Source organism: Gaiella occulta, from assembly GCF_003351045.1.
GTDB classification, from domain to species: domain Bacteria; phylum Actinomycetota; class Thermoleophilia; order Gaiellales; family Gaiellaceae; genus Gaiella; species Gaiella occulta.
In genome coordinates, this window is record NZ_QQZY01000008.1 from 85,071 (window position 1) to 110,480 (window position 25,410).

21 protein-coding genes, 1 tRNA gene, 1 pseudogene and 3 riboswitches are annotated in these 25,410 nt (G+C 73.0%); of the genes and pseudogenes, 4 read left to right on the forward strand and 19 right to left on the reverse strand.

All coding sequences use genetic code 11. The annotated features are described in order from the left end of the window. Window positions 1–41: 41 nt before the first annotated feature. The 19 genes from cobM to Gocc_RS13740 form a co-directional block, all read right to left on the reverse strand. The gene (gene cobM / locus Gocc_RS13650; protein ID WP_114797160.1) at window positions 42–809 is read right to left on the reverse strand and encodes a precorrin-4 C(11)-methyltransferase; all 768 of its coding nucleotides are present in this window, start codon (window positions 807–809) and stop codon (window positions 42–44) included. Further along, window positions 806–2,020 carry a precorrin-6y C5,15-methyltransferase (decarboxylating) subunit CbiE gene (gene cbiE, locus Gocc_RS13655; protein ID WP_114797128.1) on the reverse strand — a complete coding sequence of 405 codons (1,215 nt, stop codon included), beginning with the start codon at window positions 2,018–2,020 and terminating at the stop codon, window positions 806–808. The genes cobM and cbiE overlap by 4 nt, the downstream gene beginning before the upstream one ends. Next, entirely contained in the window at window positions 2,017–3,429 is a 1,413-nt protein-coding gene (locus Gocc_RS13660; RefSeq protein ID WP_114797129.1) for a cobyrinic acid a,c-diamide synthase CobB, read from the reverse strand. Before Gocc_RS13660 ends, cbiE begins: the two co-directional genes overlap by 4 nt. Then, the gene (locus Gocc_RS13665) at window positions 3,423–4,385 is read right to left on the reverse strand and encodes an alkaline phosphatase family protein (RefSeq protein ID WP_114797130.1); all 963 of its coding nucleotides are present in this window, start codon (window positions 4,383–4,385) and stop codon (window positions 3,423–3,425) included. The genes Gocc_RS13660 and Gocc_RS13665 overlap by 7 nt, the downstream gene beginning before the upstream one ends. Next, window positions 4,379–5,011, reverse strand: a complete 633-nt coding sequence (gene cobO, locus Gocc_RS13670; protein ID WP_114797131.1) for a cob(I)yrinic acid a,c-diamide adenosyltransferase — start codon at window positions 5,009–5,011, stop codon at window positions 4,379–4,381. The genes Gocc_RS13665 and cobO overlap by 7 nt, the downstream gene beginning before the upstream one ends. Next, window positions 5,008–6,915, reverse strand: coding sequence for a VWA domain-containing protein (locus Gocc_RS13675; RefSeq protein WP_114797132.1), 1,908 nt, complete (start codon window positions 6,913–6,915; stop codon window positions 5,008–5,010). The genes cobO and Gocc_RS13675 overlap by 4 nt, the downstream gene beginning before the upstream one ends. Continuing rightward, entirely contained in the window at window positions 6,912–7,655 is a 744-nt protein-coding gene (cobA, locus tag Gocc_RS13680; RefSeq protein ID WP_181813695.1) for a uroporphyrinogen-III C-methyltransferase, read from the reverse strand. Before cobA ends, Gocc_RS13675 begins: the two co-directional genes overlap by 4 nt. Beyond that, a complete protein-coding gene (cobN, locus tag Gocc_RS13685) occupies window positions 7,652–11,416 on the reverse strand; it encodes a cobaltochelatase subunit CobN (protein ID WP_220150636.1) in 3,765 nt (1,254 codons plus the stop codon). Before cobN ends, cobA begins: the two co-directional genes overlap by 4 nt. Next, complete coding sequence (locus tag Gocc_RS13690; RefSeq protein ID WP_114797134.1) at window positions 11,401–12,924, reverse strand: cobyric acid synthase; 1,524 nt, start codon at window positions 12,922–12,924, stop codon at window positions 11,401–11,403. Before Gocc_RS13690 ends, cobN begins: the two co-directional genes overlap by 16 nt. A 79-nt stretch (window positions 12,925–13,003) precedes the next feature. Beyond that, complete coding sequence (locus Gocc_RS13695; RefSeq protein ID WP_114797135.1) at window positions 13,004–13,639, reverse strand: histidine phosphatase family protein; 636 nt, start codon at window positions 13,637–13,639, stop codon at window positions 13,004–13,006. 73 nt (window positions 13,640–13,712) lie between these two features. Further along, window positions 13,713–13,831, reverse strand: a riboswitch (cobalamin riboswitch). 65 nt (window positions 13,832–13,896) lie between these two features. After that, on the reverse strand, window positions 13,897–14,502 hold the full coding sequence (gene thiE / locus Gocc_RS13700; protein WP_114797136.1) for a thiamine phosphate synthase: 606 nt from the start codon (window positions 14,500–14,502) through the stop codon (window positions 13,897–13,899). Then, a complete protein-coding gene (locus Gocc_RS13705; RefSeq protein WP_114797137.1) occupies window positions 14,495–15,295 on the reverse strand; it encodes a thiazole synthase in 801 nt (266 codons plus the stop codon). The genes thiE and Gocc_RS13705 overlap by 8 nt, the downstream gene beginning before the upstream one ends. A 3-nt stretch (window positions 15,296–15,298) precedes the next feature. Further along, window positions 15,299–15,514: a sulfur carrier protein ThiS gene (gene thiS / locus Gocc_RS13710; protein ID WP_220150637.1), complete on the reverse strand. Its 216-nt coding sequence runs from the start codon at window positions 15,512–15,514 to the stop codon at window positions 15,299–15,301. After that, the gene (thiO, locus tag Gocc_RS13715) at window positions 15,447–16,625 is read right to left on the reverse strand and encodes a glycine oxidase ThiO (RefSeq protein ID WP_114797138.1); all 1,179 of its coding nucleotides are present in this window, start codon (window positions 16,623–16,625) and stop codon (window positions 15,447–15,449) included. The genes thiS and thiO overlap by 68 nt, the downstream gene beginning before the upstream one ends. Before the next feature lie 217 nt (window positions 16,626–16,842). Continuing rightward, on the reverse strand, window positions 16,843–17,616 hold the full coding sequence (gene thiD / locus Gocc_RS13720) for a bifunctional hydroxymethylpyrimidine kinase/phosphomethylpyrimidine kinase (RefSeq protein WP_220150638.1): 774 nt from the start codon (window positions 17,614–17,616) through the stop codon (window positions 16,843–16,845). Continuing rightward, a riboswitch (TPP riboswitch) is annotated at window positions 17,607–17,710 on the reverse strand. (Overlaps the previous gene by 10 nt.) A 148-nt stretch (window positions 17,711–17,858) precedes the next feature. After that, window positions 17,859–19,229: a phosphomethylpyrimidine synthase ThiC gene (gene thiC / locus Gocc_RS13725; RefSeq protein WP_114797164.1), complete on the reverse strand. Its 1,371-nt coding sequence runs from the start codon at window positions 19,227–19,229 to the stop codon at window positions 17,859–17,861. Further along, window positions 19,220–19,330, reverse strand: a riboswitch (TPP riboswitch). Its footprint overlaps the gene before it by 10 nt. A gap of 27 nt (window positions 19,331–19,357) precedes the next feature. After that, complete coding sequence (nadA, locus tag Gocc_RS13730; protein ID WP_114797139.1) at window positions 19,358–20,290, reverse strand: quinolinate synthase NadA; 933 nt, start codon at window positions 20,288–20,290, stop codon at window positions 19,358–19,360. Beyond that, window positions 20,287–21,102 (reverse strand): carboxylating nicotinate-nucleotide diphosphorylase, encoded by an 816-nt coding sequence (gene nadC, locus Gocc_RS13735; protein WP_114797140.1) that lies wholly within the window; start codon window positions 21,100–21,102, stop codon window positions 20,287–20,289. Before nadC ends, nadA begins: the two co-directional genes overlap by 4 nt. Then, entirely contained in the window at window positions 21,093–22,508 is a 1,416-nt protein-coding gene (locus Gocc_RS13740; protein WP_114797141.1) for an L-aspartate oxidase, read from the reverse strand. The genes nadC and Gocc_RS13740 overlap by 10 nt, the downstream gene beginning before the upstream one ends. Before the next feature lie 147 nt (window positions 22,509–22,655). Between Gocc_RS13740 and Gocc_RS13745 the strand changes: the two genes are divergently transcribed. The 4 genes and pseudogenes from Gocc_RS13745 to Gocc_RS17155 all read left to right on the forward strand — a co-directional run. Beyond that, window positions 22,656–22,728 (forward strand) — tRNA-Thr (locus Gocc_RS13745). Between the two features lie 431 nt (window positions 22,729–23,159). Continuing rightward, on the forward strand, window positions 23,160–24,083 hold the full coding sequence (locus Gocc_RS13750; protein ID WP_114797142.1) for a tyrosine-type recombinase/integrase: 924 nt from the start codon (window positions 23,160–23,162) through the stop codon (window positions 24,081–24,083). 86 nt (window positions 24,084–24,169) lie between these two features. Beyond that, a complete protein-coding gene (locus Gocc_RS13755; protein WP_220150639.1) occupies window positions 24,170–25,033 on the forward strand; it encodes a tyrosine-type recombinase/integrase in 864 nt (287 codons plus the stop codon). Continuing rightward, a pseudogene (locus Gocc_RS17155) lies at window positions 25,030–25,263 on the forward strand (site-specific integrase); the annotation flags it as partial. The gene Gocc_RS13755 and the pseudogene Gocc_RS17155, both read left to right, overlap by 4 nt. Between the last annotated feature and the right edge of the window lie 147 nt (window positions 25,264–25,410).

The window sequence follows — 25,410 nt, forward strand, 5'->3', positions numbered from 1 at the left end:
CATCGAGACGGCGGCCGAGAGCTGCGGCAGACGCGGGAGGGTCACGGCCCGACCTCCTCCCCGTCGCCCCCGCGCACGCGCATGCTCGAGTAGAGGTGGCTGTCGCAGAACTCCCGGGACGCCAGCACTCGCCCGACGACGATCACCGCGGTACGCCGTATGCCCGCGCGCCGGGTCGCGCCGGCGATGGTGGAGAGCGTGCCACGGATGACGACCTCGTCGGGCCAGCTCGCGCGCGCGACGACGGCGGCAGGGCACGCCGGGCCGTATGCAGGCTCGAGCAGCGCGACGATCTTCTCGATCGCCTGGACCGCGAGGTGGAGAACGAGAGTCGCGCCGTGCGCAGCGAGCGAGGCGAGCTCCTCGCCGTCAGGGAGCGGAGTGGCGCGGTCGCCGTGGCGCGTGAGGATCACGGTCTGGGAGACGCCCGGGAGGGTGAGCTCCTGCCGCAGCGCCGCTGCCGCGGCCGCGAACGCCGGCACGCCGGGCGTGACGTCCCAGGGGATACCGAGCTCGTCGAGCCGGCGCATCTGCTCGCCGGCCGCGCTGTAGATCGAGAGGTCGCCCGAATGCAGGCGCGCGACGTCTTCGCCGCGCTCGTGCGCCGCCTGCAGCTGCGCGACGATCTCGTCGAGGGCAAGGTGCTGCGTGTCGACGAGGCGGGCGCCCGGCGGCGCGTGGGCGAGCACCTCGGTCGGAACGAGCGCTCCGGCGTAGAGGCAGACGGAGCTGTGCGCGATCAACCGCTGCGCCCGCAGCGTGAGGAGGTCGGCCGCGCCCGGCCCCGCGCCGATGAAGTGCACCGTCACTCCCCCTCCTTCCTCGCCGACCACTGGACGACGGGCAGCTGGGGTCGCCAGCTCGTGAATCCTCCGACCGGCTCTGCCCGGCTGACGGCGATGCGGACGAGTCGTCCGCCATGCGCGGCACACGCGGCCTGGAGCACCTGCTCTCCCTCGAGCGTCACGGCGTTGGCGACGATGCGCCCGCCCGGCCGCAGCTCCCGCCAGCAGCTGTCGAGCAGCCCGGGCGTCGTGAGCCCCCCGCCGACGAAGACGGCGTCGGGCCGGTCGAGGCCCACGAGCGCACGGGGTGCCTTGCCGCAGACGACCTCGATCGTCGGGACGCCGAGCACACGGGCGTTTCGCACCGCCCGCTCGGCGCGGTCGGCGCGTGCCTCGACGGCGATCGCGCGGGCCGTCGCCTCCGCGCGCAGCCACTCGATCGCGATCGAGCCACTCCCGGCGCCGACGTCCCAGAGCAGCTCGCCTGGCATCGGCGCGAGCACGGCGAGAGTGATCGCGCGCACCTCCTGCTTGGTCAGCAGGCCGTCGTTCTCGTACGCGCTGTCGCGCAGGCCCGGCGTACACGCGAGCGGCGAGGTTCCGGGAGCGGCGCGGCACTCCACCGCCACCGCGTGAAGCGTGCGCACGGAGCGCTCGCCCCACTCCTCCGCGGTGCTGTCGACGATCCGCTCGTCGGGGCCGCCGAGCTGCTCGAGCACGACGAGCCGGCTTGGACCGAACCCCCGCTCGCGCAGGACGCGGGCAACCTCTCGCGCGCCCTGCTCGCCGGCGACGTAGACGATCACGCGGCGGCCGGGTTGCAGGAGGCGCGCAAGAGCCTCGACCGGGCGGGCAACCGCGCTGACGAGCTCCGTCTCCGCGCTCGGCCAGCCGAGCCGGGCGCATGCGAACGCGAACGCGGATGGATGCGGATGCACCGTGAGCCGATCGCGGTCGATCCGCCTCGCGAGCGTCGCGCCGATGCCGTGGAGCATCGGATCACCGCTCGAAAGGATGCACACGGGGCCGGCGCGACCGGCCACGAGCTCCTCGACGAGCCCGTCGATCGGCGTTGGCCATGGACGCCGGACGGCAGCCGTGGGCGGGACGAGCGCGAGCTGCCGCTCGGAGCCGACGATCAGCTCGGCCGAGAGCACGGCGGCACGGGCGGCCTCGCAGAGCCCGTTCCAGCCGTCGGCGCCGATCCCGACCACGGTGAGCGGCGCCCGGCTCACGAGCTCTCCCGTTCGGTGTGGACCGCGTCCGTTCGCTCGCGACTCGTAGCGACGGAGCCGGCCCGGCGCGCCGCGCGGGCGAATCTGAGCGCGAGGTGAGGGTACGCCGCCCAGTGGAGGTGGAGGTAGCTCGCGTGGATCGAGCCGGACGCGAAGCCCTCCCGCCGTTCGCTTCCGCGCGCGGCGAGCGTCCAGGCCGCGCCGCTCTCGCCGTGCGGCGGATCGACCCGCGAGTAGTGGAACTCGTGTCCCCGGAAGCGCTCGTCCGCCCGCGCGTACGCGGTGCTCGTGACGGTCGTCGCCTCCCGGTAGCCGAGCGTGAGACGGCTCGTCATCCGCGCGCGTGCGGGAAGCACGCCGCACATCTCGTTGCCGTCGAGGTCGGAGCAGAGATAGAGCAGGCCGCCGCACTCGGCGAGGATCGGATGCCCGGCGCGCGCGAACGCCGCGATCTCCTCGCGAAGCGAGACGTTGGCCGCAAGCTCGGCGCCGAAGACCTCGGGAAAGCCGCCGGCGAGGACGAGCGCTCCGACGCCGTCGGGCAGCCGCTCGTCGTGGAGGGGGTCGAACGGCAGCAGCTCGGCTCCGGCAGCGGCCAGCAGCTCGAGGTTCTCCTCGTAGTGGAACGAGAACGCCGGTCCGCGGGCGATCCCGATGCGCGCTCCCGGCGCCGCCGGCTCGCCGGGCTCGGGGCTCCACGCCGGGCCGTCGAGCGCCGGGGCGCCGTGGGCGAGCGCCAGCACCGCGTCGAGGTCGGCGTGCGAGGCGATCCCGGCTGCGAGCGCGTCGAGCGCCGACATCGTGCGCGCCGCGCGCTCGCCGGCCGGCACCAGTCCGAGATGACGCTCCGGCGCGCTGACCTTGCCGTCGCGACGCAGCGCGCCGACGACGGGGAGGCCGAGCGGCGCGATCGCCTCGCGCAGCAACTGCTCGTGCGTGTCCGATCCGATGCGGTTGAGGATCACGCCGGCGATCGCGAGAGCGGGGTCGAACGTCCGGTAGCCGTGCACGATCGCGGCGACCGAGCGGGCCATCGAGGACGCGTCGACCACGAGGAGCACGGGAGCGTGCAGGAGCTTGGCGACGTGCGCCGTCGAGGCGAGCTCACCGCGGCCCGAGACGCCGTCGAACAGGCCCATGACACCCTCGATCACGGCGACGTCGGCGCCCGCCGCGCCGTGGCGCACGAGCGGAGCGACGAGATCGGGCCCGCTGAGGAAGGCATCGAGATTCCGGCCGGGCCGCCCTGAGGCGAGGGCGTGGTAGGTCGGATCGATGTAGTCGGGGCCCACCTTGAAGCCCTGGACACGCAGTCCGCGGGCGCGGAGCGCGCCGATCAGGCCGCAGGCGACACTCGTCTTGCCGGCGCCGGAGCTCGTCCCGGCGATGACGACGCGCGGGATCACCACACCTCCACGCAGGTCGATGTCGGAACGGTCGCCGGCAGCTCCGCGACGGCGCGCTCTGTCAGCCGCATGCGCCCGCCGTTCCCGCCGGCGCCCGCGCTCCAGGTGAGGCAGGGAACGGGATCGCCGTCGTGGATGCCCGTGCGCGGATCGCAGCCGTGGTCGGGACAGACGCGCAGCGTGCCCCCCGCGCGCATGACCGCACGGGCGAGCGGCGTGACGAGCTCGCGGTCGATCCGCTCGATCGCGGCGACCTTCGCGGCCGGGTTGCGCCGGTGCGACGCCTCGTCCGGTGCACCGACATGGACGACGACCTGCTTCGCGCCCCGTGCCATCGCCTCGAGGGCGCTCGCCGCCTTCGCCTCGAGGTCGGTGTCGAGCGATCCCGTGGCGCCGTCGGGCACGACGACATCCGCGCCCATGAGGCGCGCGACGCCGGCGGCGGCACCGCGGGCCGCGACGACGACCGTCGCCGGCCCGAGCAGGCGCGGCGGCAGCGCCCCCTCGGCCCACACGCGCAGGCCCTCGCGCGCGGCGATCGGCAGCGGCGGAGGGCCCGTGAGGAGCAGGCGATGCTCGCCGATGGGCTGGACGGAGTGCCGGGGCGCGGCGGCCCGAAGCTCGTCGGCGGCGCGCCCGACGCTCGTCTCTTCGGCTCTCCCGCCGTCGGCGGCAACGACGTCGACACGCCACGCTCGCTGCCCTTCCGCAAGCGGGACGTCGCGCGCCGCGGCCTCGATCATGCCGCGGTCGACGGGGACAGCGGGCGTCCAGCCGAGCAGCACGGGGATCGCCGTCTCCGAGCCCGCCGGCAGCCCGGCCGGGACCGTCCGTACGCGGCTGAGCGTACCAGCCGCCGCAAGCTCGTCGAGAGCCGGCGTCCGCGCCCGCTCGAGGCTCGTCGCCGTCGCTCCCCCGGGCTCGCTCGCGCCGTCGAGGATGACGAGGACCGCTACCACTCGATCCCCTGCTGGGCGCGGATCCCTGCGTCCATCGGATGCTTGACCTTGACCACCTCGGAGACGAGATCGGCGGCGGCGACGAGATCCTGCGGCGCGTTGCGGCCGGTCAGGATCACGTGCTGGAACCCTGGACGGCCGCGCAGCGTGGCGAGCACGTCGTCGAGGTCTATCCAGCCCCAGTTGATCGGGTAGGTGATCTCGTCGAGCAGCAGGAACTCGTAGCGCTGCTCCGCGATGGCCAGCTTGACCCCTTCCCATCCTTCGCGCGCGAGGTCGGCCGACTCCTCGAGATCGCGGGAGAGCCACGACCACCCGTTCCCCATCTTCTCCCAGTCGATGCCGCCGAGTGCGGCTGCCGCCTTCGCCTCGCCAACCTTCCACTTCCCCGACTTCACGAACTGGAAGACGCCGCAGCGGTACCCACGGGCCCAGGAGCGCAGCAGCATGCCGAAGGCAGAGGTGCTCTTGCCCTTGCCATGGCCGGTGAGGACGACGACGAGCGGGCGGTCACGGGGCTTGCGCCGTTTCGGCTCGGCGCTTCCCTCGTCGCCCGGCCGGTGCGGCACGTCGACCTCTCCGCTGCCGTGCCGGGCGAGTGGTTCCTGGATGGATGGTTCGATCATGCCGCTCTCCTGGAGGTCGCTCGTGGGGCTACGAGGGTGTGGACGCGGCCGCCTGCCGCCGCTGCGAGCGCGCCGGCAAGGCCGAGGCGAACCGGCCCGTCCTCGCTGTCGATGACGTGCACGGCCGACGCGGCCCGGCCGAGAAGGAGCGAGGCGCGACGGACCTCGCCGCGGTCATCCGGGACACGCCCGTCGGTGAGCACGACGGCGATCGCGCGGCGGGCGGGATCGCGCGCGTGCTCGCGCCGGATCAGCCGCTCTGCTGCGAGGAGCCCTGAGGCAAGCGGCGTGCGCCCACCCGCCGCGAGCTCTCGAATCGCCGCCGCGGCGCGCTCGACCGGGGCGCCCGGCTCGACGATGATCTGCGCGCCTCCGTCCCGGAAGGCGATGATCGCGACGCGGTCGCGGCGCGCGTAGGCGTCACGCAGCAGCGCGAGCAGTGCGCCCTTGACGCGCGCGAGGCGCCGGCGGGCGCCCATCGAGCCGCTCGCGTCGACGACGAGGCAGAGGAGCACGCCCTCGCGGCCCGAGCGGACGTGCTCGTGCAGCGAGCCTGCGCGACCGTGCGCCAGCTGCTCGCGCAGCGTGGCGACGATCGCCAGGTCGTCGCTACCGGGCGGCGCCGGGCGGCTGTCGATCATGCCGGCGGACGGCCCGCCGGCGCGGGCGCGGCGGCCCGCCGGCCCGCTGCCGGTGCCCGTGAGCACGAGCGCCTGGAGCGGCACCGCCGCGCCGGCCGGGGCGTCGCGGCGGTCGCGCGCGGGCGCGCGGGGATCGGGTTGCTCCACGGCGGCTCCCCCGTTCCCCGAAGGCCCGGCAGCGCCGGCGGGTCCGTCCGCGGACGAGTCGGGGGTCGGCGTGCGCGGAGCGCCGCTCGGGCGGCTGGGGGGCCCGTCATCCGGGTCGCGGTCGCCGAGCGCCCGCTCGAGCTCGTTCTCGACCGCGCCGCTGTGACCGTCGAGCGGGTCGCGCCGGAGGCGGTGGGCGAGCGCGAGGCGTGCGGCCCGCCGGACGTGGCTCTCGTCGACTGCATCGGCGGCGTCGAGCGCTGCAAGCGCGCGCGCGGCACGGGCACAGACGATGTCGCCCCGGATGCCGTCGATCCCGAGCTTTGCGCAGGCCGACGTGATGCGCAGAAGCTCGCGCTCGGGCAGCGCGACGCGGGGAAGGCGCTCGCGGGCCGCGGCGATCCGTCGTGCCAGCGATTCCTCCTTCTCCCTCCACCGGGCGCAGAAGCCCGACGGGTCCTGGTCGAAGGCCATGCGCCGGCGCACGATCTCCGAGCGGGTGCCGGGATCCTTCGAGGCGCTGACCTCGACACCGAGCCCGAAGCGGTCGAGCAGCTGGGGACGGAGCTCGCCCTCCTCGACGTTCATCGTCCCGACGAGGATGAAGCGTGCGGCGTGCGACGCGGAGATCGCTTCGCGCTCGACGCGGGCGACTCCCGAGGCGGCCGCGTCGAGGAGTGCATCGACGAGGTGGTCGGGCAGCAGGTTGACCTCGTCGACGTAGAGGATTCCCTGGTGTGCGCGGGCGAGCAGGCCCGGCTCGAACGCCTGCTCGCCGGCGAGCGCGCGACCGAGATCGAGGGATCCGACGAGCCGGTCGAGCGTCGCCCCGAGCGGAAGCTCGACGAGCGCCACCGGGCGCGGCGCCGTCGGCGCATCCGCGGGGATGCGACCGCCTGGGGCGAGCTCCCCCGGCGCGAATGCGAACGGCTGCTCGGCGGCGGCGATCACGGGCGGCAGCAGCGGCGTGAGCCCGCGGACGGCGGTGGACTTCGCGCTGCCGCGCTCCCCGCGTACGAGTACGCCGCCGACGTCCGGGGCGACGGCGTTGACGAGCAGCGCTTCGACGAGGGCGTCCTGGCCGACGATCGCGCTGAGCGGGAAGGCAAGGCTCACCGGGCGACCTCGCTTGCGACCGCGCAGCGCACGTCGAGCGCGGCGACGGCTCCGATGACGAGCACGAGCGGGGCACGCAGACCGTCCGCGGCGATCGCGTCGGGGAGGGCGGCGAGCGTCGAGCGCACCTCGCGCTGGCCCGCAAGCGTGGCCTCCTGCACGGCTGCGGCGGGGGTGTCGGCCGCGCGGCCCGCCTGCAGCAGCCGGCGGGTGACCAGGCCGGCGGTGGCCGCCCCCATCAGCACGACGAGCGTGTCGACCGCGGCGAGCGCGCTCCAGTCGTGGCCGTCGAGTCCCGCCGCGTGCGCCGTCATGACCGCGAACGACCTGGCCGCTTCCCGGTGCGTGACCGGGATCCCGGCCGCCGCGGGCCCGGCGAGCGCCGAGCTGATGCCGGGGACGAGCTCGAACTCGATCCCGGCCGCCGCGAGCGCGATGGCCTCCTCGCCGCCGCGGCCGAACACGAACGGGTCGCCGCCCTTGAGGCGCACGACGTCCAGCCCCGACCGCGCGCGCGAGATGAGGATGCGATTGATCTCCTCCTGGGCTACCGAGGCCTTCCCGGGGCGCTTGGAGACATCGACCAGCTCGGTACCGGGACGGCAGCCGGCGAGCACGTCGGGCCCCACGAGGCGGTCGTGCACGATGACGTCCGCCGCCGCGATCAGGCGCGCCGCCCTCACCGTCAGCAGATCCGCGTCGCCCGGTCCCGCGCCGACCAGGTGGATACGGCCGCTCACGCCCCCGCCTCCTCGAGCTCTCCCTCGAGGCGCAGGTAGCGCTCGCGAATGCCCGAGAGCGTGGCGGCGTCCGGATGCGCCCAGAGGCCGCGATCCGACGCCTCGAGCAGGCGCTCCGCGATCGCGCGCGCGGCCCATGGATTCGACCGCGACATGAACTCGGCGACATCGGGATCGAGGAGGTAGCGCTCGGCGATCTGCTCGTACATCCAGTCCTCGGCGACGCCCGTCGTCGCGTCGTAGCCGAACAGGTAGTCGACCGTTGCCGAGAGCTCGGCCGCTCCCTTGTAGCCGTGGCGGATCATCGAGGCGATCCAGCGCGGGTTGTCGACGCGCGCCCGGAAGACACGGCGCGTCTCCTCGGCGAGCGTGCGCGCGACGACCCGGGAGGGGTCGGAGCTGTCGCCGAGGTACGCGGCCGGCTCGCGGCCGCTGAGCGCTCTCACCGTCGCCACCATCCCGCCGTGGAACTGGTAGTAGTCGTCCGAGTCGAGGATGTCGTGCTCGCGCGAGTCGATGTTCTTGACGGCGACCTCGATGCGCGCGTAGCAGGCTCGCATCGCCTCGGCTGCCGGCGCCCCGTCGTGCCCGCGGCCGTACGCGTGACCGCTCCAGGCCTCGTAGACCTCGGCAATGTCGCCCTCGTCGCGCCAGTCGCGTGCGTCGATGAGCTGGAGCAGCCCGGCGCCGTAGGCTCCGGGCTTCGAGCCGAACACGCGGATCGTCGCCTGCCGCCACGCGGCCGTGCCGCCCAGCTCGGCGGCGAGCCGCTCGGTGTCCTCGCGCGCGTGGGCGGCCACGAAGTTCTCGGCCGCCGGCTCATCGAGCGCGGCGACCTTCGCGACGGCATCGTCGATGAGCTGGACGAGGTGTGGGAACGCGTCGCGGAAGAACCCGGAGATGCGCACCGTCACGTCGATGCGCGGGCGCCCGAGCTCGCCGATCGGCACGACCTCGAGCCCCGTCACGCGCTGCGACTCGGGATGCCAGGTCGGGCGAACGCCGAGCAAGGCGAGGATCTCGGCGACGTCGTCTCCCTGGGTGCGCATGGCGGAGGTGCCCCAGGCGACGAGTCCGACCATGCGAGGAAGCTCGCCCGTCTCGGCACGGTGGCGATCGAGCAGCGCCTCGGCGAGCCGCCGGCCCACGTCCCAGGAGAGCTCGGAGGGCAGGGCGCGGGGATCGACGGAGTAGAAGTTGCGCCCGGTCGGAAGCACGTCGACGCGGCCGCGCGTCGGACTCCCCGAAGGCCCTGCCGGAACGTGGCGGCCGTGCAGGGCGGCGAGCACGTTGCCGACCTCCGCATGGGTGCCCCGAATCCGCGGCACGACCTCGCAGGCGGCGAAGCGCAGCGAGCGCTCGACACCGTCGTCGCGGCGGCCGAGAGTCGCCTCGCACACTGTCCCGACGGCGGCAGCGTCCCAGCCGCGGGCGTCGAGCGCCGCGAGCAGCGCGGCCTGCGCCGCCTCCAGCCGATCCACGAGATCGCCGGCGCTTCCCGCCGGGCCGCGGAACCGTTCGAGCAGCCCTCTCGGCCGGTCGGGCGCCGGTGCGCCGGGGGCGGCGACGAGGGCGGGCTCGTCGAGGCCGAACGCGGCTCCGATGGCGCGCCGCAGACCGGGGACGTCGCCGGAGCCGAGGCGCAGCACCGCGGCGACGAGACCCCGCAGCTGCTCCCCCTCCGGTGCCACGCCGAGGACGTGGAGACCGTCCTTGACCTGGATGTCCTTGACCTCGCACAGATAGCCGTCGATGTGCTCGACGAGCGCGCCCACGTCGTCGGGCCGCTCGTCCACGCCGAGGTCTGTTTGCAGGTTTGCACGCTCGATCGCGGACCAGATGCGGGCGGCGAGCGCGGGAAGCTTCGTCGGGTCGAGCACCTCGAGCCGCGCGTACTCGTCGAGCAGGGACTCGAGCTCGGCGAGCTCGTCGTAGGTCTCGGCGCGCATCATCGGCGGGACGAGATGGTCGACGACGACCGCGTGCGCGCGGCGCTTGGCCTGCACTCCCTCGCCCGGGTCGTTGACGACGAACGGGTAGATGAGCGGGATGTCGCCGAGCGCCGCGTCGGGAGCGCAGGCCGGCGAGAGCGCGAGCATCTTGCCCGGTAGCCATTCGAGCGTGCCGTGCTTGCCGAGGTGGATGATCGCGTCCGCGCCCCACTTCCCGTCCAGCCACCAGTAGCAGGCGAGGTAGTGGTGCGTCGGAGGCAGCTTCGGGTCGTGGTAGATGCCGACCGGATCCTCGCCGTAGCCTCGCGGCGGCTGGATCGCGACGAGCACGTTCCCGAGCTCGAGCCCGGTGATGACGAAGTCCTCGCCGTCGACGTAGTGCTCGCCGGGCGGCGGCCCCCAACGCTCCTCGATCGCCTCGCGCAACGCGGCCGGAAGCCGCGCGTAGCGCGCGAGGTACTCGTCGACATGAAGCCGCAGGGGCGCAGCGGCGAGCTGGTCGTCGGTGAGGAACTCGGGGTCGTGGCCCCCTGCCGCGATCAGCGCGTGCATGAGCTCGTCGCCGTGCGCGAAGGGGCGCTCGACCCGCATCCCGTCCGCGTGCAGCGCATCGAGCAGGCGCAGCGCGCTCGCCGGGGTGTCGAGGCCGACGGCCATGCCGACGCGGGCGTGCCGGGTCGGGAAGCTCGTCAGGAGGATGGCGACGCGGCGCTCGCCGGGAGGCGTGAACCGCAGGCGCGCGCTGCGCACCGCGAGGTGCGCGACGCGCGCGCAGCGCTCGGGGTCCGGGACGTAGCGGGGTACCGGCACACCGACGGGGGATTCCCCCGCGTCGCGCTCCTTGAACGAGATGACGCCGCCGAGGAGGCGCCCGTCGAACTCGGGGATCGCGACCTGCGTCGCCGCGTCGAGCGGCGACAGGCCCGTGTCCGACGCCTCCCAGGCGGCGCGCGAGGCAGTCGCGCAGACCGCCTGGATCACCGGGACGTCGAGCGCCGCGAGAGCCGCGGCATCCCACTCCTGCCACTGCTCGCCCACCCCTTCGCCCGCGGCGGCCGCGGCGTCACCGGCCGCCGAGCCTCCGGTGGCGAGCATCGTCGTCAACAGCGCATCGACATGACCGTCGAGCAGCGCCAGCGCAGGCACGCTGCCGTCCGCGCCACGGCGCAGCGTGTAGCTCCACACCGCGAGCGCGTTTCCGCCGGCAGCCTCGATCGCGGCGCAGAGCGCATCGACGAAGGCGGTGTTGCCGGTCAGGCGGTGCGACCGGTAGAAGCAGATCGCCACCGTCGGGCGATCGCGATCGCGACGCTCGAGCGCGCGCTCGAGCGGGACGTCGCCCTCGCCCGGCAGGTAGACGCCGAGATCGGGCACCTCATGCGGCGCCTCGAACCCATACCCCTCGAGCAGGAAGGTGTCCGCCAGGAACCGCAACAGCTGCTCGACGTTCCCGACATCGCCGTGGCGGAGGTACTCGCCGGCCTGGGCGACCGCGCCGGCCGGAGCCAGCGAGAGCCCGGTCATCTCCGCGTCGGGCTCGGCCTCGCCGCCCAGCGCGAGCAGCGCGATACCCTGCTCCGCGCAGCGGGCTCTGAGGAGGTCGAAGCCCTCCGGCCAGCCGCGGCGGCCGCCCAAAATGCGGCAGAGCACGACGCGCGCTCCGTCGAGGACGTCGCCGACGAACGCCGAGTGGTCGGAGGAGGCGCTCGGGTTCGCACAGCGCACGGCGGGGAAGCCCTGCGGTAGCCGCTCGACTGCCGCGGCCGTCGCGAGGATCTCGGTGTCCGCGGTCGTCACGAAGCGCAGCACGAGCTCACCTCCGTCCTGATCGTCGGCAGCTCCGCGGGCACTCCGCCGTCGATGAGCGCGGCGAGACGCGCCGTGTCGAGATGTCGCGCCACGAGGTCACCGAGCGCGTCGAGCCGGGTCTCACGGGCACTCGCGAACGACGTCGTCCCGGGAACGAAGCGCCGCCCACGCGCGGCTGCGACCCGCGCGAGCAACGCGCGCCGCAGCTCGTCCTGCTCCAGCGCGCCGTGCCAGGACGTCCCGATCACGGCGCCGACCCGGCAGCCGTCGGGCTCTCCGTCGTCGGCGGCGAGGAGCGGCTCACCGCCGCGGCGCTCGACGCGGCCGTGGCGGATCTCGTAGCCGCTCGCCCTGGTGCCGAGCCACGGACAGCTTCCGGCGCGCCGTCGCAGGAGCTTCTCCGCCGCGAACGTCGTGACCACCGGCAGTAGGCCGAGCCCGTCGACCTCGCCGCCGCGCGACTCGACCTCGTCGAAGATCCGCTCGCCGAGCAGCTGGTATCCGCCGCAGATGCCGAGGATCGGCGCCCCGGCGGCTGCGCGGGCGACGATCGCCCGGTCGAGCCCGGCGGCGCGCAGGCGCGCGAGGTCGTCGACGGTCGCCTTCGTCCCGGGCACGACGAGCAGATCGGCACGCTCGACGTCGGCGGCCGAGCGCGTGAACCGAACCCGCACGCCGGGCTCCGCCGCGAGCGCGTCGAGGTCGGTGAAGTTGCTCATCCAGCGCAGGCGCAGCACGGCGATGTCGATCGTGTCCCCTGCTGCCGGCGCCTCGGGGCGTGACGCCTCGAGCGACAGCGAGTCCTCGGCGTCCATCCAGAGATCCTCGACCCAGGGCAGCACGCCGAAGGTGGGGCGGCCCGTGAGCTTCTCGATCTGGGTGAGCCCGGGAGAGAGGATCGCGGCGTCGCCGCGGAACTTGTTGATCACGAAGCCCGCGACGTGCGCCTGATCGTCCGGGTCGAGGAGCGCCAGCGAGCCGTAGAGCGAGGCGAATACGCCGCCGCGATCGATGTCGCCCACGAGCAGCACCGGCAGGCCGGCGGCGCGCGCGAGCCCCATGTTCGTGAGATCCGCCTGGCGCAGGTTGATCTCCGCCGGGCTCCCGGCCCCTTCGCAGACGACGACGTCGTACCGTTCACGGAGGTCTGCGAGAGCGGCGGCGACGATCGGGCGCAGGTCGTCCTTGAGCAGCTGGTAGGAGCGTGCGTCGACGTCGGCATACGGCCGGCCCATCACGATGACCTGGCTGTGGCGGTCGCCGGACGGCTTGATCAGCACGGGGTTCATCGCCGTCTCCGGCTCGATCCCGGCGGCCGCCGCCTGCACTGCCTGGGCGCGACCGATCTCGCCGCCGTCGAGCGTGACGACGGAGTTGAGCGCCATGTTCTGCGCCTTGAAGGGGGCGACGCGCACTCCGGCACGACGCAACCAGCGGCAGAGTCCCGCGCTGACCACCGACTTCCCCGCGTCCGAGTGCGTCCCGCAGACGAGCAGCGCGCCCTTCATCGCGTGGCTCGCTCGAAGGGGCGCGCCGTGCCCGGCACGAGGTCGGCCGCGCGGCGGCCTCCGATGAACGTGCCGGGAATCACGTGGATGCCTTCGTGGGAAGCGGACAGTTGGCCCGAGCGACGATCCAGCGCCCGTCGCGGGCATGCAGCTCGGTGACGGCGAGAGGGGCGGCGTCGATGCGCCAGAACGACGCGAACGGCGCGCCGAGGACGTGCACGAGTGCCGCCTTCACCACTTCCGCATGCGTGATCGCTACGGCCGGGTCGTCGAGGACGGCCTGGCCGTCGAGCCAGCGCGCGACGCGCACCGCGAATGCCGCGAGCGTCTCGCCGCCGTGCGGTGACGAGTGCGGGTCGGTCATCCAGAGGGAGACCGCCTCCGGCTCGTGCGCGTGGACATCGGCGAGCGTCCGCCCCGACCATGACCCGAAGTCGCATTCGGCGATCGCCGGCTCGACGCATTCGGCGAGGCCGGCCGCGCGTGCCGTCTCGCGGCAGCGAACCGCCGGGCTCGAGAGCACCTCGCAACGCCGGGGCAGCGCCGTGGCGAGCCGGCTGGCGGCGACCCTCCCTCGTTCGTCGAGCGATTCGTCGCAGGGAAAGGCGAACGAGCGCGTGGCAGCGGTGGATGCGTGACACACGAGGAGCAGACGCCTCACCGGCAGCCGGAAGACGCCGGAGGCGCTGCGATCCGTGGTCCGAGGGTCGGACATGTCACTGGCGCCACGTGCATCACTACCTCCTCGGGATCATGCGTCCCGGTCATCGGAAGGGCTCGCGGCGGGTGAGTCTCCTGACTTCCGGCTCTGCGCTCGTCCCGCCTTCCAGCCTTTCGGCCGTGGCTTCGTGGGAGTCGCTCCCCGGTTACAGTGGCGCGACCGTCCCGGATTCCCACCGGGTTCCTCGCACCGCCACGCTGGCTAACGGGGTCAGGCTAACAGGCGCGACCCGACGCCGCAACGCGCGATCGTTACCGAGCGAGCATGCGCCGCAGCTGTTCGGCGATGCCTCGCGGTTGTCGGGCTTGCGTGATCGCTCGGACGACGGCGAAGCGTGTCGCGCCGGCCGCGGCGACGGCCGGGGCGGTTTCGGGGCCGATGCCGCCGATCGCGAACCAGGGGAGGTCGGCGTGGGCGGCTGCGTAACGGATGAGGTCGTGGCCGACGCTCGCCCTTCCGGGCTTGGTCGGCGTCTCGTGAACCGGGCCGACGCTGAGGTAGTCGACCTCGTCGGCGTGTTCGATCTGTTCTCGGTTGTGGGTGGAGAGGCCGATGAGGAGGTTTTCGCCGCAGAGCCGGCGCAGCTCGCGTGGGTGAAGGTCGTCCTGGCCGACGTGGACTCCGTCGGCTCGGGCGAGCAGCGCGATGTCGACGCGGTCGTTGACGACGAACAGCGCGTCGTGGTCATGTGCGAGCGTGGCGAGCCGGCGCGCGTGCGCGAGCAGCTCGCGGTCGGGCAGCGCGCGGTCGCGCAGCTGCACGATGTCGACGCCGCCGTGCAGCGCCTCCTCGACACGGTCGAACGCTGCGTCGCAGACGAGGTAGAGGCGCCGCCCGGCGAGCGAGGGTCTAGCCATCGTCGCCGTCCGCCGCGAGGAAGAGGTCGGCCAGGCCCTCCGTGGGCGTGGACGCTTCGGCGTAGCGCCGTCGGGGGATGCGGCCGGCCTCGCGGGCGAGCCGGCCGGCGAGGACGGCGTGACGGATCGCCTCGGCCATCCTGGGCGGGTCGGCGGCCCGTGAGATGGCGCTTGCCACCAGCACCGCGTCGCAGCCGAGCTCCATTGCGAGCGCGGCGTCGGACGCGGTGCCGATACCCGCGTCGAGGATGACGGGGACACTGGCTTGCTCGAGGATGAGCGCCAGGTTGTAGGGGTTGCGGATTCCCATGCCGCTTCCGATCGGGGAGCCGATCGGCATCACCGCCGCGCAGCCGAGACCCTCGAGTCGCTGGGCGAGGATCGGATCGTCGTTGCTGTAGGGCAGGACGACGAAGCCTTCCTCGACGAGTGCTTCTGCCGCGCGGAGCAGCTCGACGGGATCGGGCAGGAGGGTGTTCTCGTCGCCGATCACCTCGAGCTTGATCCAGTCTGTCTGGAGCGCCTCGCGGGCGAGCCGCGCGGTCGTGACGGCGTCGCGCGCGGTGTAGCAGCCGGCGGTGTTGGGAAGGATGAAGTAGCCGGCCCGGTCGAGCGTTTCGATCAGCGAGCCGGGGGCCGTCGGATCGACGCGTCGCAGCGCGACGGTGACGATCTCGGTGCCGCTGGCGAGGAGTGCGCGTTCGAGCGCGTCGAGGTTGCGAAAGCCCCCGGTGCCGGCGATCAGTCGCGAGTGCCACTCTCGCCCGCCGAGGATCCAGTCGTTCTCGGGCATCGCTCAGCCTCCCTGGGTTGCGACCACGATCTCGACTCGCCGGCCGGGCTCGAGGCGGACGGAGCTCCATGCGCTGCGGGCCAGCACCTCGCCGTCGAGGGCGACGGCAACGCCACGCCCGTCGCCGGGGAGACCGAGCACGCGCACGAGGTCAGTGACGCTCTGGCCGGCCGAGAGCTGGAACGGCGAGCCGTTGAGAACGATCTCGATCTGGGTCATGTCGGCTCCGGTATCGATCCGGGGTGAACGGGGCGACGAGCGCGGGGAGTTGTCCGTGCTCCACGAGCCGGACGACGGCCTCGGCGGTGGTCGGCGCGAGCAGGATGCCGTTTCGGTGGTGGGCGCAGGCGACGACCAGGCCGGGAGCGATCTCGCCGATCAGCGGCGCGTTGTCCGGAGCGGTGGGCCGAAAGCCGACTCCCGCCTCCGCCAGCGTCCACTCGCTCATTGCGGGCACCATCCGGAGGCCTTCCTCGAGGAGCTGGAAGGTTCCGCCTGCGGTCGCCGTGGAGTCGAATCCCTGCTCTTCGACGGTGGCGCCGAGAACGACCTCGCCGCTCGAGCGACGGAAGACGTACACCTGCTCGCTCTGGAGCAGCATGCTCGGGAGAGCCTCCGCGCGCAGGCGAAGGATCTGGCCTTTGACGGGTCGAACGGGAAGCTCCACGGGTGAGGCGATCGTCCCCGCCCATGCGCCCGCGGCGAGCACCACCGTGCCGGCGAGGAGCGTCTCGGCGCCCGACCGAACCCCGATCACGCGGCCGCCGGCCATGGCGAGGGAGTCGACACGTGCCCGCCGCAACAGACCGCCCCGTCGCCGCGTCGCTTCGCGCAAGGCGGCGACGAGAGCACGGGGATCGACCTGCGCGTCGGCCGGCGCGTGGATCCCCGCTGCAACACGGGGCGAGAGCAGCGGCTCGCGCTCGCGGCACTCCGAGCCACGCAACCAGGCGACGTCGAGCCGAAGCGCCTGCCGCAGGAGCTGGAAGCGGCGCCGAAGCGCCTCGAGCTGGTCGCGGTCGAGCGCGACCGAAAGCGATCCGACACGGCGGAAGCCGATCGCGGTCGCGGCCTCCGCCTCCAGCATCGCCACGAACGCGGGATAGCCGGCGAGCGCTTCGCGAGCGAGCAGGACGAGCTGTTCCTGCCCGTAGTCGGCCTCGATCGCCGGCGAGAGCATGCCGGCCGAGACACGCCACGCCGCCTCGGGCTCCTCCGCGTCGAGCACCGTGACCGTGCAGCCCGCACGCAGCAGCCGCCACGCGATCGCGAGGCCGATCGGACCGCCGCCGATGACCGCGACGTCCGGTCGCCGTGGCCGCCGGGTCATGCGCGTGTGGACGGCGGCGCGAGCGGTTGGCTGGCGCCGCGGATCGCGGGGAGACGCGCAGCCGGGACCGCGAGCGCCGCCGCGATCGGGAAGCTCGGGATCGATGCGCCGGACCGCGCCGGCGCGGCTGGAGGAGCCGGAACGGAAAGGCCGGGCGCGTACGGCCGCTCGGCGTCGTAGCCGCGCAACCGCAGCGCATGACCGGGCAGCCTCGGTCTCATCGCGCCACCACCGCGGCGCCGACGTTCACGGGGCCAGGGCCACCGCCCAGATCCTCCAGCCCGCACGCGACCGCGCGAGCGGCCAGCGCACGGGCGGCGACCGCCGCGTCGAACGGTGCGTATCCCTGCGCCAGATACACGGCCAGCGCCGCCGAGTGCGCGCATCCGGAGCCGTGAGTCGCGCCGCTTGCATGAAGCGGCCCCTCGATCGGCCGGAGCCCGCTCGCGTCGTGGAACCAATCCACCCCGTCCTCGTCACCGCCGGTGACGACGACCGAGCCCGGGCCGAGAGAATGAACCGCCGCGGCGGCCGCTTCCGCGTCCAGCGACAGGTCTCCGGCGAGCACCCTGGCCTCGGCGAGATTCGGTGTCGCCAGTGTCGCAAGCGGGAGCAGCCGCTCCCGCAGGGCGTCCACCGCGTCCTCGGCCAGCAGACGAGCGCCGCTCGTGGCGACCATCACCGGGTCAATGACCACCGGGCGGTCGAGCTCTGCCAGCTCGTCCGCCACGACCTCGACGATCCCGGCGGCCGCGAGCATCCCCACCTTCACCGCGTCCACGCCGATGTCGCCTACGACGGCACGAATCTGCGCCCTCACGAACCAGGGCGGCACCTCGTGAACCGCCTCCACACCCTGCGTGTGCTGCGCGGTCAGCGCCGTCAGCGCCGTCATGCCGTGCACACCGAGGGCAGCGAATACCTTCAGGTCGGCCTGGATCCCGGCGCCGCCGCCCGAATCGGAGCCGGCAACAGACAACAAACGCACCACGAGCGACTCCCTCCGCTGGCATTACCCAGATCAGGTTCACGGGTCCCGAGCGACGCTCGATCTCAGCCCTGTCAGGGCACCCCGGTAGCCACAGCCTAGACCCTCCACCCCGCCCACCGCAATCGGGGTCGCTCCGCGTCGAGCCGCCACCCGCGCGGGGACGCCCGGCGCAGCCGTGAGGGCACGATGCTCCGTCCCGATTGCGCCTCTGGAGACAGCTCCGCCGAGACACGACACGGGCGTCAGGCGGGAGCCGCAGCCGACGACCTGCGCTTCTCGACGGCTGCTCGCAGCGCGTCCCAGTCGACGTCCTTGAAGTTGTGCATCGGGCAGAACTTCGGCCCGCACATCGAGCAGAACTCGGCCGTCTTGAAGTAGTCGTCGGCAAGTGTCTCGTCGTGCATCGCGCGCGCCGTGTCGGGGTCGAGCGACAGCTCGAACTGGCGGTTCCAGTCGAACGAGAAGCGCGCCTCGGAGAGCTCGCGGTCCCACTGCGCCGCACGCTCGCTCCCCCGCGCGAGATCGGCCGCGTGCGCGGCGATCCGGTAGGCGATCAGCCCCTGCTTGACATCCTCGGCGTTCGGAAGCCCGAGGTGCTCCTTCGGCGTGACGTAGCAGAGCATCGAGGTGCCGTGCCAGCCGACGATCGCGGCGCCGATCGCGGAGGTGATGTGGTCGTAGCCGGGGGCGATGTCGGTGACGAGCGGACCGAGCGTGTAGAAGGGCGCCTCGTGGCAGACCTCCTGCTGGCGGCGCACGTTCAGCTCGAGCTGGTCGAGCGGGATATGACCGGGCCCCTCGACCATCACCTGCACGTCGCGCGCCCAGGCCCGCTCCGTCAGCTCGCCGAGCGTGTCGAGCTCCGCGAACTGCGCCGCATCGGATGCGTCCGCGATCGAGCCGGGACGGAGACCGTCGCCGAGCGAGATCGAGACGTCGTGCTCGCGGCAGATCTCGAGCACGTCGTCGAAGCGCTCGTAGAGCGGGTTCTCGTCCTGGTGGTGCACCATCCAGCGGGCGAGCAGGCCGCCGCCCCGCGACACGATCCCGGTGACGCGGCTCTGGCAGAGCGACAGGTGCTCGAGCCGCACGCCGGCATGGATCGTCATGTAGTCGACGCCCTGGCGCGCCTGGTGCTCGATCGTCTCCAGCAGCAGCTCCGCGCTCAGCTCCTCGGGGCTCCCAACCTGCTCGATCGCCTGGTAGATCGGGACGGTGCCGATCGGCACCGTCGCGACGGCGAGGATCGCCTCGCGCGTCTCGTCGATCCGCTTGCCGGTGGAGAGGTCCATCACCGTGTCCGCGCCCCAGCGCTGCGCCAGGTACATCTTCTCGACCTCCTCCTCGAGCGAGGAGCTCGTCGGCGAGCTGCCGATGTTCGCGTTGATCTTGACGCGGGCGTGCAGGCCGATCGCCATCGGGTCGAGTGCCGCGTGGTGGACGTTGGCCGGAATGATCATCCGGCCGCGCGCGACCTCGTCACGGATCTGCTCGGCCGGCAGCTGCTCGCGCTCGGCGACACGCTCCATCTCGGGCGTCACTTCGCCACGGCGGGCGCGGTGCATCTGCGTGCGGCAGGTGGCGTCGGCGGGAAAGCTCGAACGGTGCGGCATCTTCTTCTCCCTTCGCTGGCATGACCCAGATCAGGTTCGGCGGGTCGGCGCTAGGCAGCACCCTCTCAGCCCCTCCAACAGGGACGCCCCGGTTGCGGAAGTCACGAGTATATCGGCCCTCGGGGCCGTCAGCCGATCGCGACCATGCGCTCGATCGCCCGGCGGGCGCGGGCGGCGATCTCCGGCTCGACGGTGACCTGGTGGCGCCCGTGGCGCAGCGAGTCGCGGAGCTTGTGGAGCGTGATCATCTTCATGTACCTGCAGACGGCATCTGCGCGGACGGGCTCGAAGCGCTTGCCGGGCGCCTCACGGCTGAGCCGGTGGAGGATCCCCACCTCCGTCGCTACGAGGAAGCGCTCCTTCGGCGATTGCCGGGCGAACGTGATCATGCTCTCGGTCGAGAGGATCTGCGTGCGCTCGGTCGCGAAGGCCATCGCCTGGCTCGCGCAGCCGCACTCGGGGTGGACGAGCAGCTCGGCGTCCGGGGCCTCCTCGTGCCAGCGCTCGATGTCGGCGGGGCGGATGCCGGCGTGCACGTGACACTCGCCCATCCAGATGTTCAGCTTGCGGCCGGTCTCGCGCTCGAGCCAGAGGCCGAGGAACAGATCCGGCAGGAAGAGGATCTCCCTGTCGGCGGGGACGGCGTCGATCACCTGCCTGGCGTTGCCGGAGGTGCAGCAGTAGTCGCTCTCCGCCTTCACCTCGGCGCTCGTGTTGACGTACGAGACGACGACCGCCCCGGGGTGCTCGGCTTTCCACGCGCGCAGCTGCTCGGCGGTTATCGAGGCGGCGAGCGAGCAGCCCGCGTCGAGGTCGGGGATCAGCACCGTCTTCTCCGGCGCGAGGATCGCCGCCGTCTCGGCCATGAAGTGCACGCCGCAGAACACGATCACGCCGGCGTCCGTCGCCGCTGCCCGGCGCGAGAGCCCGAGCGAGTCGCCGACGTAGTCGGCCACGTCCTGCACCTCCGGCACCTGGTAGTTGTGCGCGAGGATGACGGCGTTGCGCTCGCGGGCGAGCGCCCGCACTTCCTCTTGTAGCGTCGACACGGCCGCGGTCACGGCAGAACCTCCAGGGAGACGTCGAGGGCGCGTGCGGAGTGTGTGAGCGCGCCGATGGAGATGAAGTCGACGCCCGTCTCGGCAACGGCGCGGACGGTGTCGATCGTGATGCCGCCGGATGCCTCGAGCTCCACCCGTCCGGCGGCGAGCCGGACGGCGTCCGCGAGCTGCGAGGTCGTCATGTTGTCGAGCAGGATGCGATCGGCGCCGGCCTCGAGCGCCTCGCGCACCTGGTCGAGCGTCTCGCACTCGACCTCCACCGGGAAGCCGCCGGCGGCGGCGCCTGCGACTGCCTGCCGGATGCCGCCGCCCAGGCGCAGGTGGTTGTCCTTGATCAGGATCCCGTCGTAGAGGCCGAAGCGGTGGTTCGTGCCGCCCCCGCGGCGCACCGCCTCCTTTTCCAGCGCGCGCAGGCCCGGCGTGGTCTTGCGCGTGTCGAGGACCCTCGCCCCCGTCCCCCGCACCGCGTCCACGTAGCGCCGTGTCAGCGTCGCGATGCCGGACAGCCGGCCGAGCAGGTTGAGCGCGAGCCGCTCGCCGGCGAAGATCGCGCGCGCGTCGCCCTCGATGCGGGCGAGCTCGCACGGCTCGAGCAGGTCGCCGTCGGCGCGGAGCGCCTCGATCGACACTTCCGGGTCGAGCTCGCGGAAGACCGCCCCGGCGACGTCGAGGCCGCAGACGACGCCTCGCTCCTTGAGCAGCAGGCTCGCCCGGCAGCGCGTGCCGGCAGGGATCACCGCCTCGCTCGTGAGGTCGTTCGCGCCGACGTCCTCGGCGAGCCAGTCGCGGATGTCGGCGACCGTCAGCTCCATCGCTCCAGGGCGGGCGGCCTGCCCGGTCGCAGGACGGTGTGCACTCCGGCGAGGCCGGTGTCCTCGTGCGGGTAGTCGGCCCGGAAGTGCCCGCCGCGCGACTCGCGCCGGGCGAGCGCACACTCCGCGACGAGCCGAGCCAGGAGCGCCGGCGAGTCCCGGAGCCGCACGAGCCCGGCCTCGTCGCGGACGAGCCCCGCGTGCTCCCAGACGGCGCGGCGCACGTCGTCGTCGACGACTCCCATGCCATCGGGCGGCGACTCGCGACCGGACGCCGCGGCCGGGCCGGACGCGCCGCTGCCGGCCAGCGCGGCGAGCGCGGCGCGGCGTCCGAACACGAGGCATTCGAGCAGCGAGTTCGAGGCGAGCCGGTTGGCGCCGTGCACGCCCGTGCACGCGCACTCGCCGGCGGCGTAGAGGCCCGGCACCTCCGTCCGGCCGTCGACGTCCGTGACGACACCGCCCATCGTGTAGTGCGCCGCAGGCGCGATCGGCACCGGGTCCAGCGCCGGGTCGTGGCCGGCCTCGACGAGCCGGCGCATCAACGACGGGAAGCGGTCTCGATCGATCGGGCGCAGATCGAGCAGCACCGTGCCACGCTCGGCCACCGCGCGCGCGACGACGTCGCGCGGCGCGAGCTCGTCCGTGAAGCGGCGCCCCTCCTCGTCGAGGAGCAGGGCTCCCTCTCCGCGCAGCGCCTCGCTGAGGAGGAAGCCCGAGCCCCGGAGGGCGGTCGGATGGAACTGCACGAACTCGAGGTCGGCGACGGCCGCCCCGGCGCAATAGGCCAGCGCGATCCCCTCGCCGAGCGAGCCGAGCGGATTCGTCGTGCGCGCCCACAGCGCCGCGCAGCCGCCCGCCGCGAGCACCGTCGCCGTGGCGCGGACCTCCCGCCGCTCCGTGCGGAATCCCTCGCCGGGCTCGAGCGCCGTCACACGCTCGCGCTCGGCGAGGTCGATCGCCGGGTGCGCGAGCACGTGCCGGGCGAGCGTCTCCGAGATCCGCCGCCCCGTGTCGGCCCCGTCCACGTGCAGCACCCGGCGCCGCGAGTGCCCACCCTCGAGCCCGGGCTCGTCGTCGAAGCGGACGCCCAGCGCACGCAGATCCTCGATGCGCGCCGCGGCGTCCTCGGTCAGCACGCGCACCGCGCTCTCACGGCACAGACCGCGCCCGGCCGCGATCGTGTCGCGGAAGTGCAGCCGCGGCGCGTCGTCCGCGCCGACCGCCGCCGCCACGCCGCCCTGCGCGTGGTAGCTCGCGGAGGCGAGGATCGGCCCCTTCGCCGCGACGAGAACACGAGCGCCCTGCGCCGCGGCCGTCAACGCCGCCGTCAGCCCCGCGATCCCGGCGCCGACGACGGCGAGGTCGTAGCGATCCGATGCGGGTGCGGGTGGGGGAGCAGGCATTCGAAGGTTTCTGACTCTTAGTCGAAAACCGTGCGGGAAGTGTACCACGGGCCATGACCCCTGCGGCGCGGCTGCACGCGCGCCGGCTCGCCCACGCCGCAGGGCAGACGGGAAGAGGCGCCGACAAACGGCTATCCTCCGATCCTTGCCCTCTTAGCTCAGTTGGTAGAGCACCTCCATGGTAAGGAGGGGGTCGGCGGTTCGAGTCCGCCAGAGGGCTTCGCAAACTTCCTGCTAATCATGGAGTTTTGGTTCGGATTTGTTTGCAGATGGCCCCGTATGTGGTGGGTATGGAGCTGTTTATGGAGCTTTCAGGTTTTCGAGGACTCCCATCTCGCTCCAAAACTGGCAACAGACTGTCCCATCAGGTGGTGCTGACCAGCCAACAAGTGATGGAGCTGATGGAGCGTTCTCGAGTCTCTCGGCAACGCAGAACCCCCGACTCGAAGTCAGGGGTGGAGTTGGAATTGACCCGCCTATGCGGAGCTACGCATAGGCGGGGCTATGACGAGTTCGGGGCTATGCGGAGTCGGGCCGACGGCGGGACCCGAAGTGCTCTCTCGCTGAGGGTTGGCCCGGCTGACTCGTTGCCGGGGCTGCGCATAGTCCGGATGCTCCTTCCGGTGTTGTCGTTCCGGAAAGGAGCACTACGTGTCAGTCGAATTGTGGACCCTCGAAACGCTGGTCGAGGCGTACAAGCAGCATCAGCGCCGCACGCGCGGGCTGCGTGAGCAGACGCTGCACGGTTACGAGCGCTTCGTGCGGCTGTTCGTCCGCGCGGCCCTCGGTGATGATCCGATCGATCCAGGGCAGCTCGGCCCCGCCGACGTCGTCGGGTTCATGGCCGCGATGCGGTGGCGCTTCTCTCCCCGCTCGATGAAGGCGGTTCGTACCGCGCTGCGCTCGTTCTTTCGTTTCCTGCGCGTCGAGGGGCTGTGCGACGAGCGGCTCGAGGCGGCGCTCCCGAGGGTCGCGTATTGGCGGCTGTCGATGCTTCCTCGCTGCCTGAGCGACGAGCAGCTGGCGCTGGTGCTCGCGTCGCTGGATGCGTCGAGGCCGTGCGGGCGCAGGGACCGAGCGATCGTGGTCTGTCTGGCGAGCTTGGGCCTGCGACCGGGTGAGCTCGCCGACCTGCGGCTCGAGGACATCGACTGGCGCGCCGGCACCATCCTGCTGCGCGAGCGCAAGACCCGCCGCGGCGCCGTGCTGCCGCTTCCGCGCGAGGCCGGCCGGGCGGTCGTCGCCTATCTGCGCGAGGAGCGCCCGGCGACCAAAGAGCGGCGCGTGTTCGTGCAGCAGCTGGGAGCGCGTCGCGGCCGACCGCTGACGGGCAACGCCGTCTCGGGCGTCGTCGTGCGGGCGCTTCGGCGCGGCGGAGTCGAGGCGCCGCTCGCGGGTGCCTACGTCTTGCGCCACACGGTGGCGAGCCGGCTGGTGCGGCGAGGGGCGAGCCTGAAGGAGGTCGCCGACTTGCTCGGCCACCGCGCGCTCGACACGACGACGATCTACGCCAAACTCGATCTGGCGGCGCTGCGCGAGGTCGCGCTTCCCTGGCCGCAGAAGGTGACCCGGTAACGGCGCCGAGCTTCCTGCCGCTGGTCGACGACTACCTTGCCTACCGGCGCGGGCTGGGTTTCGCGCTGGAGACGCCGGCCTGGCTTTTGCGCGACTTCGCCCGCTACGCCGACTGGAGCGGACACCGGGGGCCGCTGACGAGCGGGCTCGCGGTCGGCTGGGCGCTCTCTTCGCGCTCGAGCGATCCGGCCCAGCCCGCTCGGCGGCTGGCGGCGGTGCGCCAATTTGCCCGCTACCTGGCGCTGCTCGAGCCGGCGACCGAGGTGCCGCCGGACGGGCTGCTCGGCCGGGTGCCGCACCGCCGGCGGGCGCACATCTTTAGCGAGGTCGAGCTCGCCGCGCTCCTGCGTGAGGCGAGCCTGCTGCTGCCCCGGCGCGGGCTGCGCCCGCGCACCTACGTGACCTTCTTCTCGCTGCTCGTCTCGACCGGGCTGCGGCTGTCGGAGGCGTGCCAGCTCGACTGCGGCGACGTCGACCTCGACGCCGGCGTCCTCACCATTCGGGAAGGCAAGTTCCGCAAGAGCCGTCTCGTCCCGCTGCATCCGAGCGCCGCCGCGGCGCTCGCCCGCTACGCCGCCGAGCGTGACCGATGCTGCGACCCGGTCGAGCCCGGCCGCTTCTTCCGCACCGAGCGCGCCCCGGCGCTCACCGCCGCGGCGGTCGAGAAGACGTTCAGCCGGATCGGGCAGCGGCTCGGCTGGACCGCGCAGGGGCGGGCATGCCGCCCGCGGATCCACGACCTGCGCCACACCTTCGCCGTCCGCCGGCTGCTTGGCTGGTACGAGGAAGGCGCCGATCTCGAGCGCAAGCTACTCGCCCTCTCCACCTACCTCGGCCACGCCAAGGTCAGCGACACCTACTGGTACCTGACCGGCGTCCCCGAGCTGCTGGCGATCGCCGCGCAGCGCTTCGAGCGCTACGCCCGAGCCGAGCAAGGAGGCACATCATGAGCCCGACACCGGCCGGCTTCCCGGCGCTGCTACAGGAGTTCTTCCAGCGGCGCCTGCTCGCCGAGCGCGGCGCCAGCGCGCACACGATCGCGAGCTACCGCGACACCTTCAAGCTGCTGCTCCGCTACGCCGAGCAGCGCACCGGACGGACAGCGTCGGCGCTGACCCTCGACGACCTCGACGCGCCGCTGGTGCTCGACTTCCTCGACCACCTCGAGCAAGCGCGCGGCAATTCGCCGCGCACGCGCAACCTCCGCCTGACCGCGATCCGCTCCTTCATGCGCCACGCCTCCCTCCGCGATCCCGCCGCGCTGCCGATCGCCCAGCGCGTGCTTGCCATCTCGCCAAACGCTTCGACCGGCCCGCGCTCGACTTCC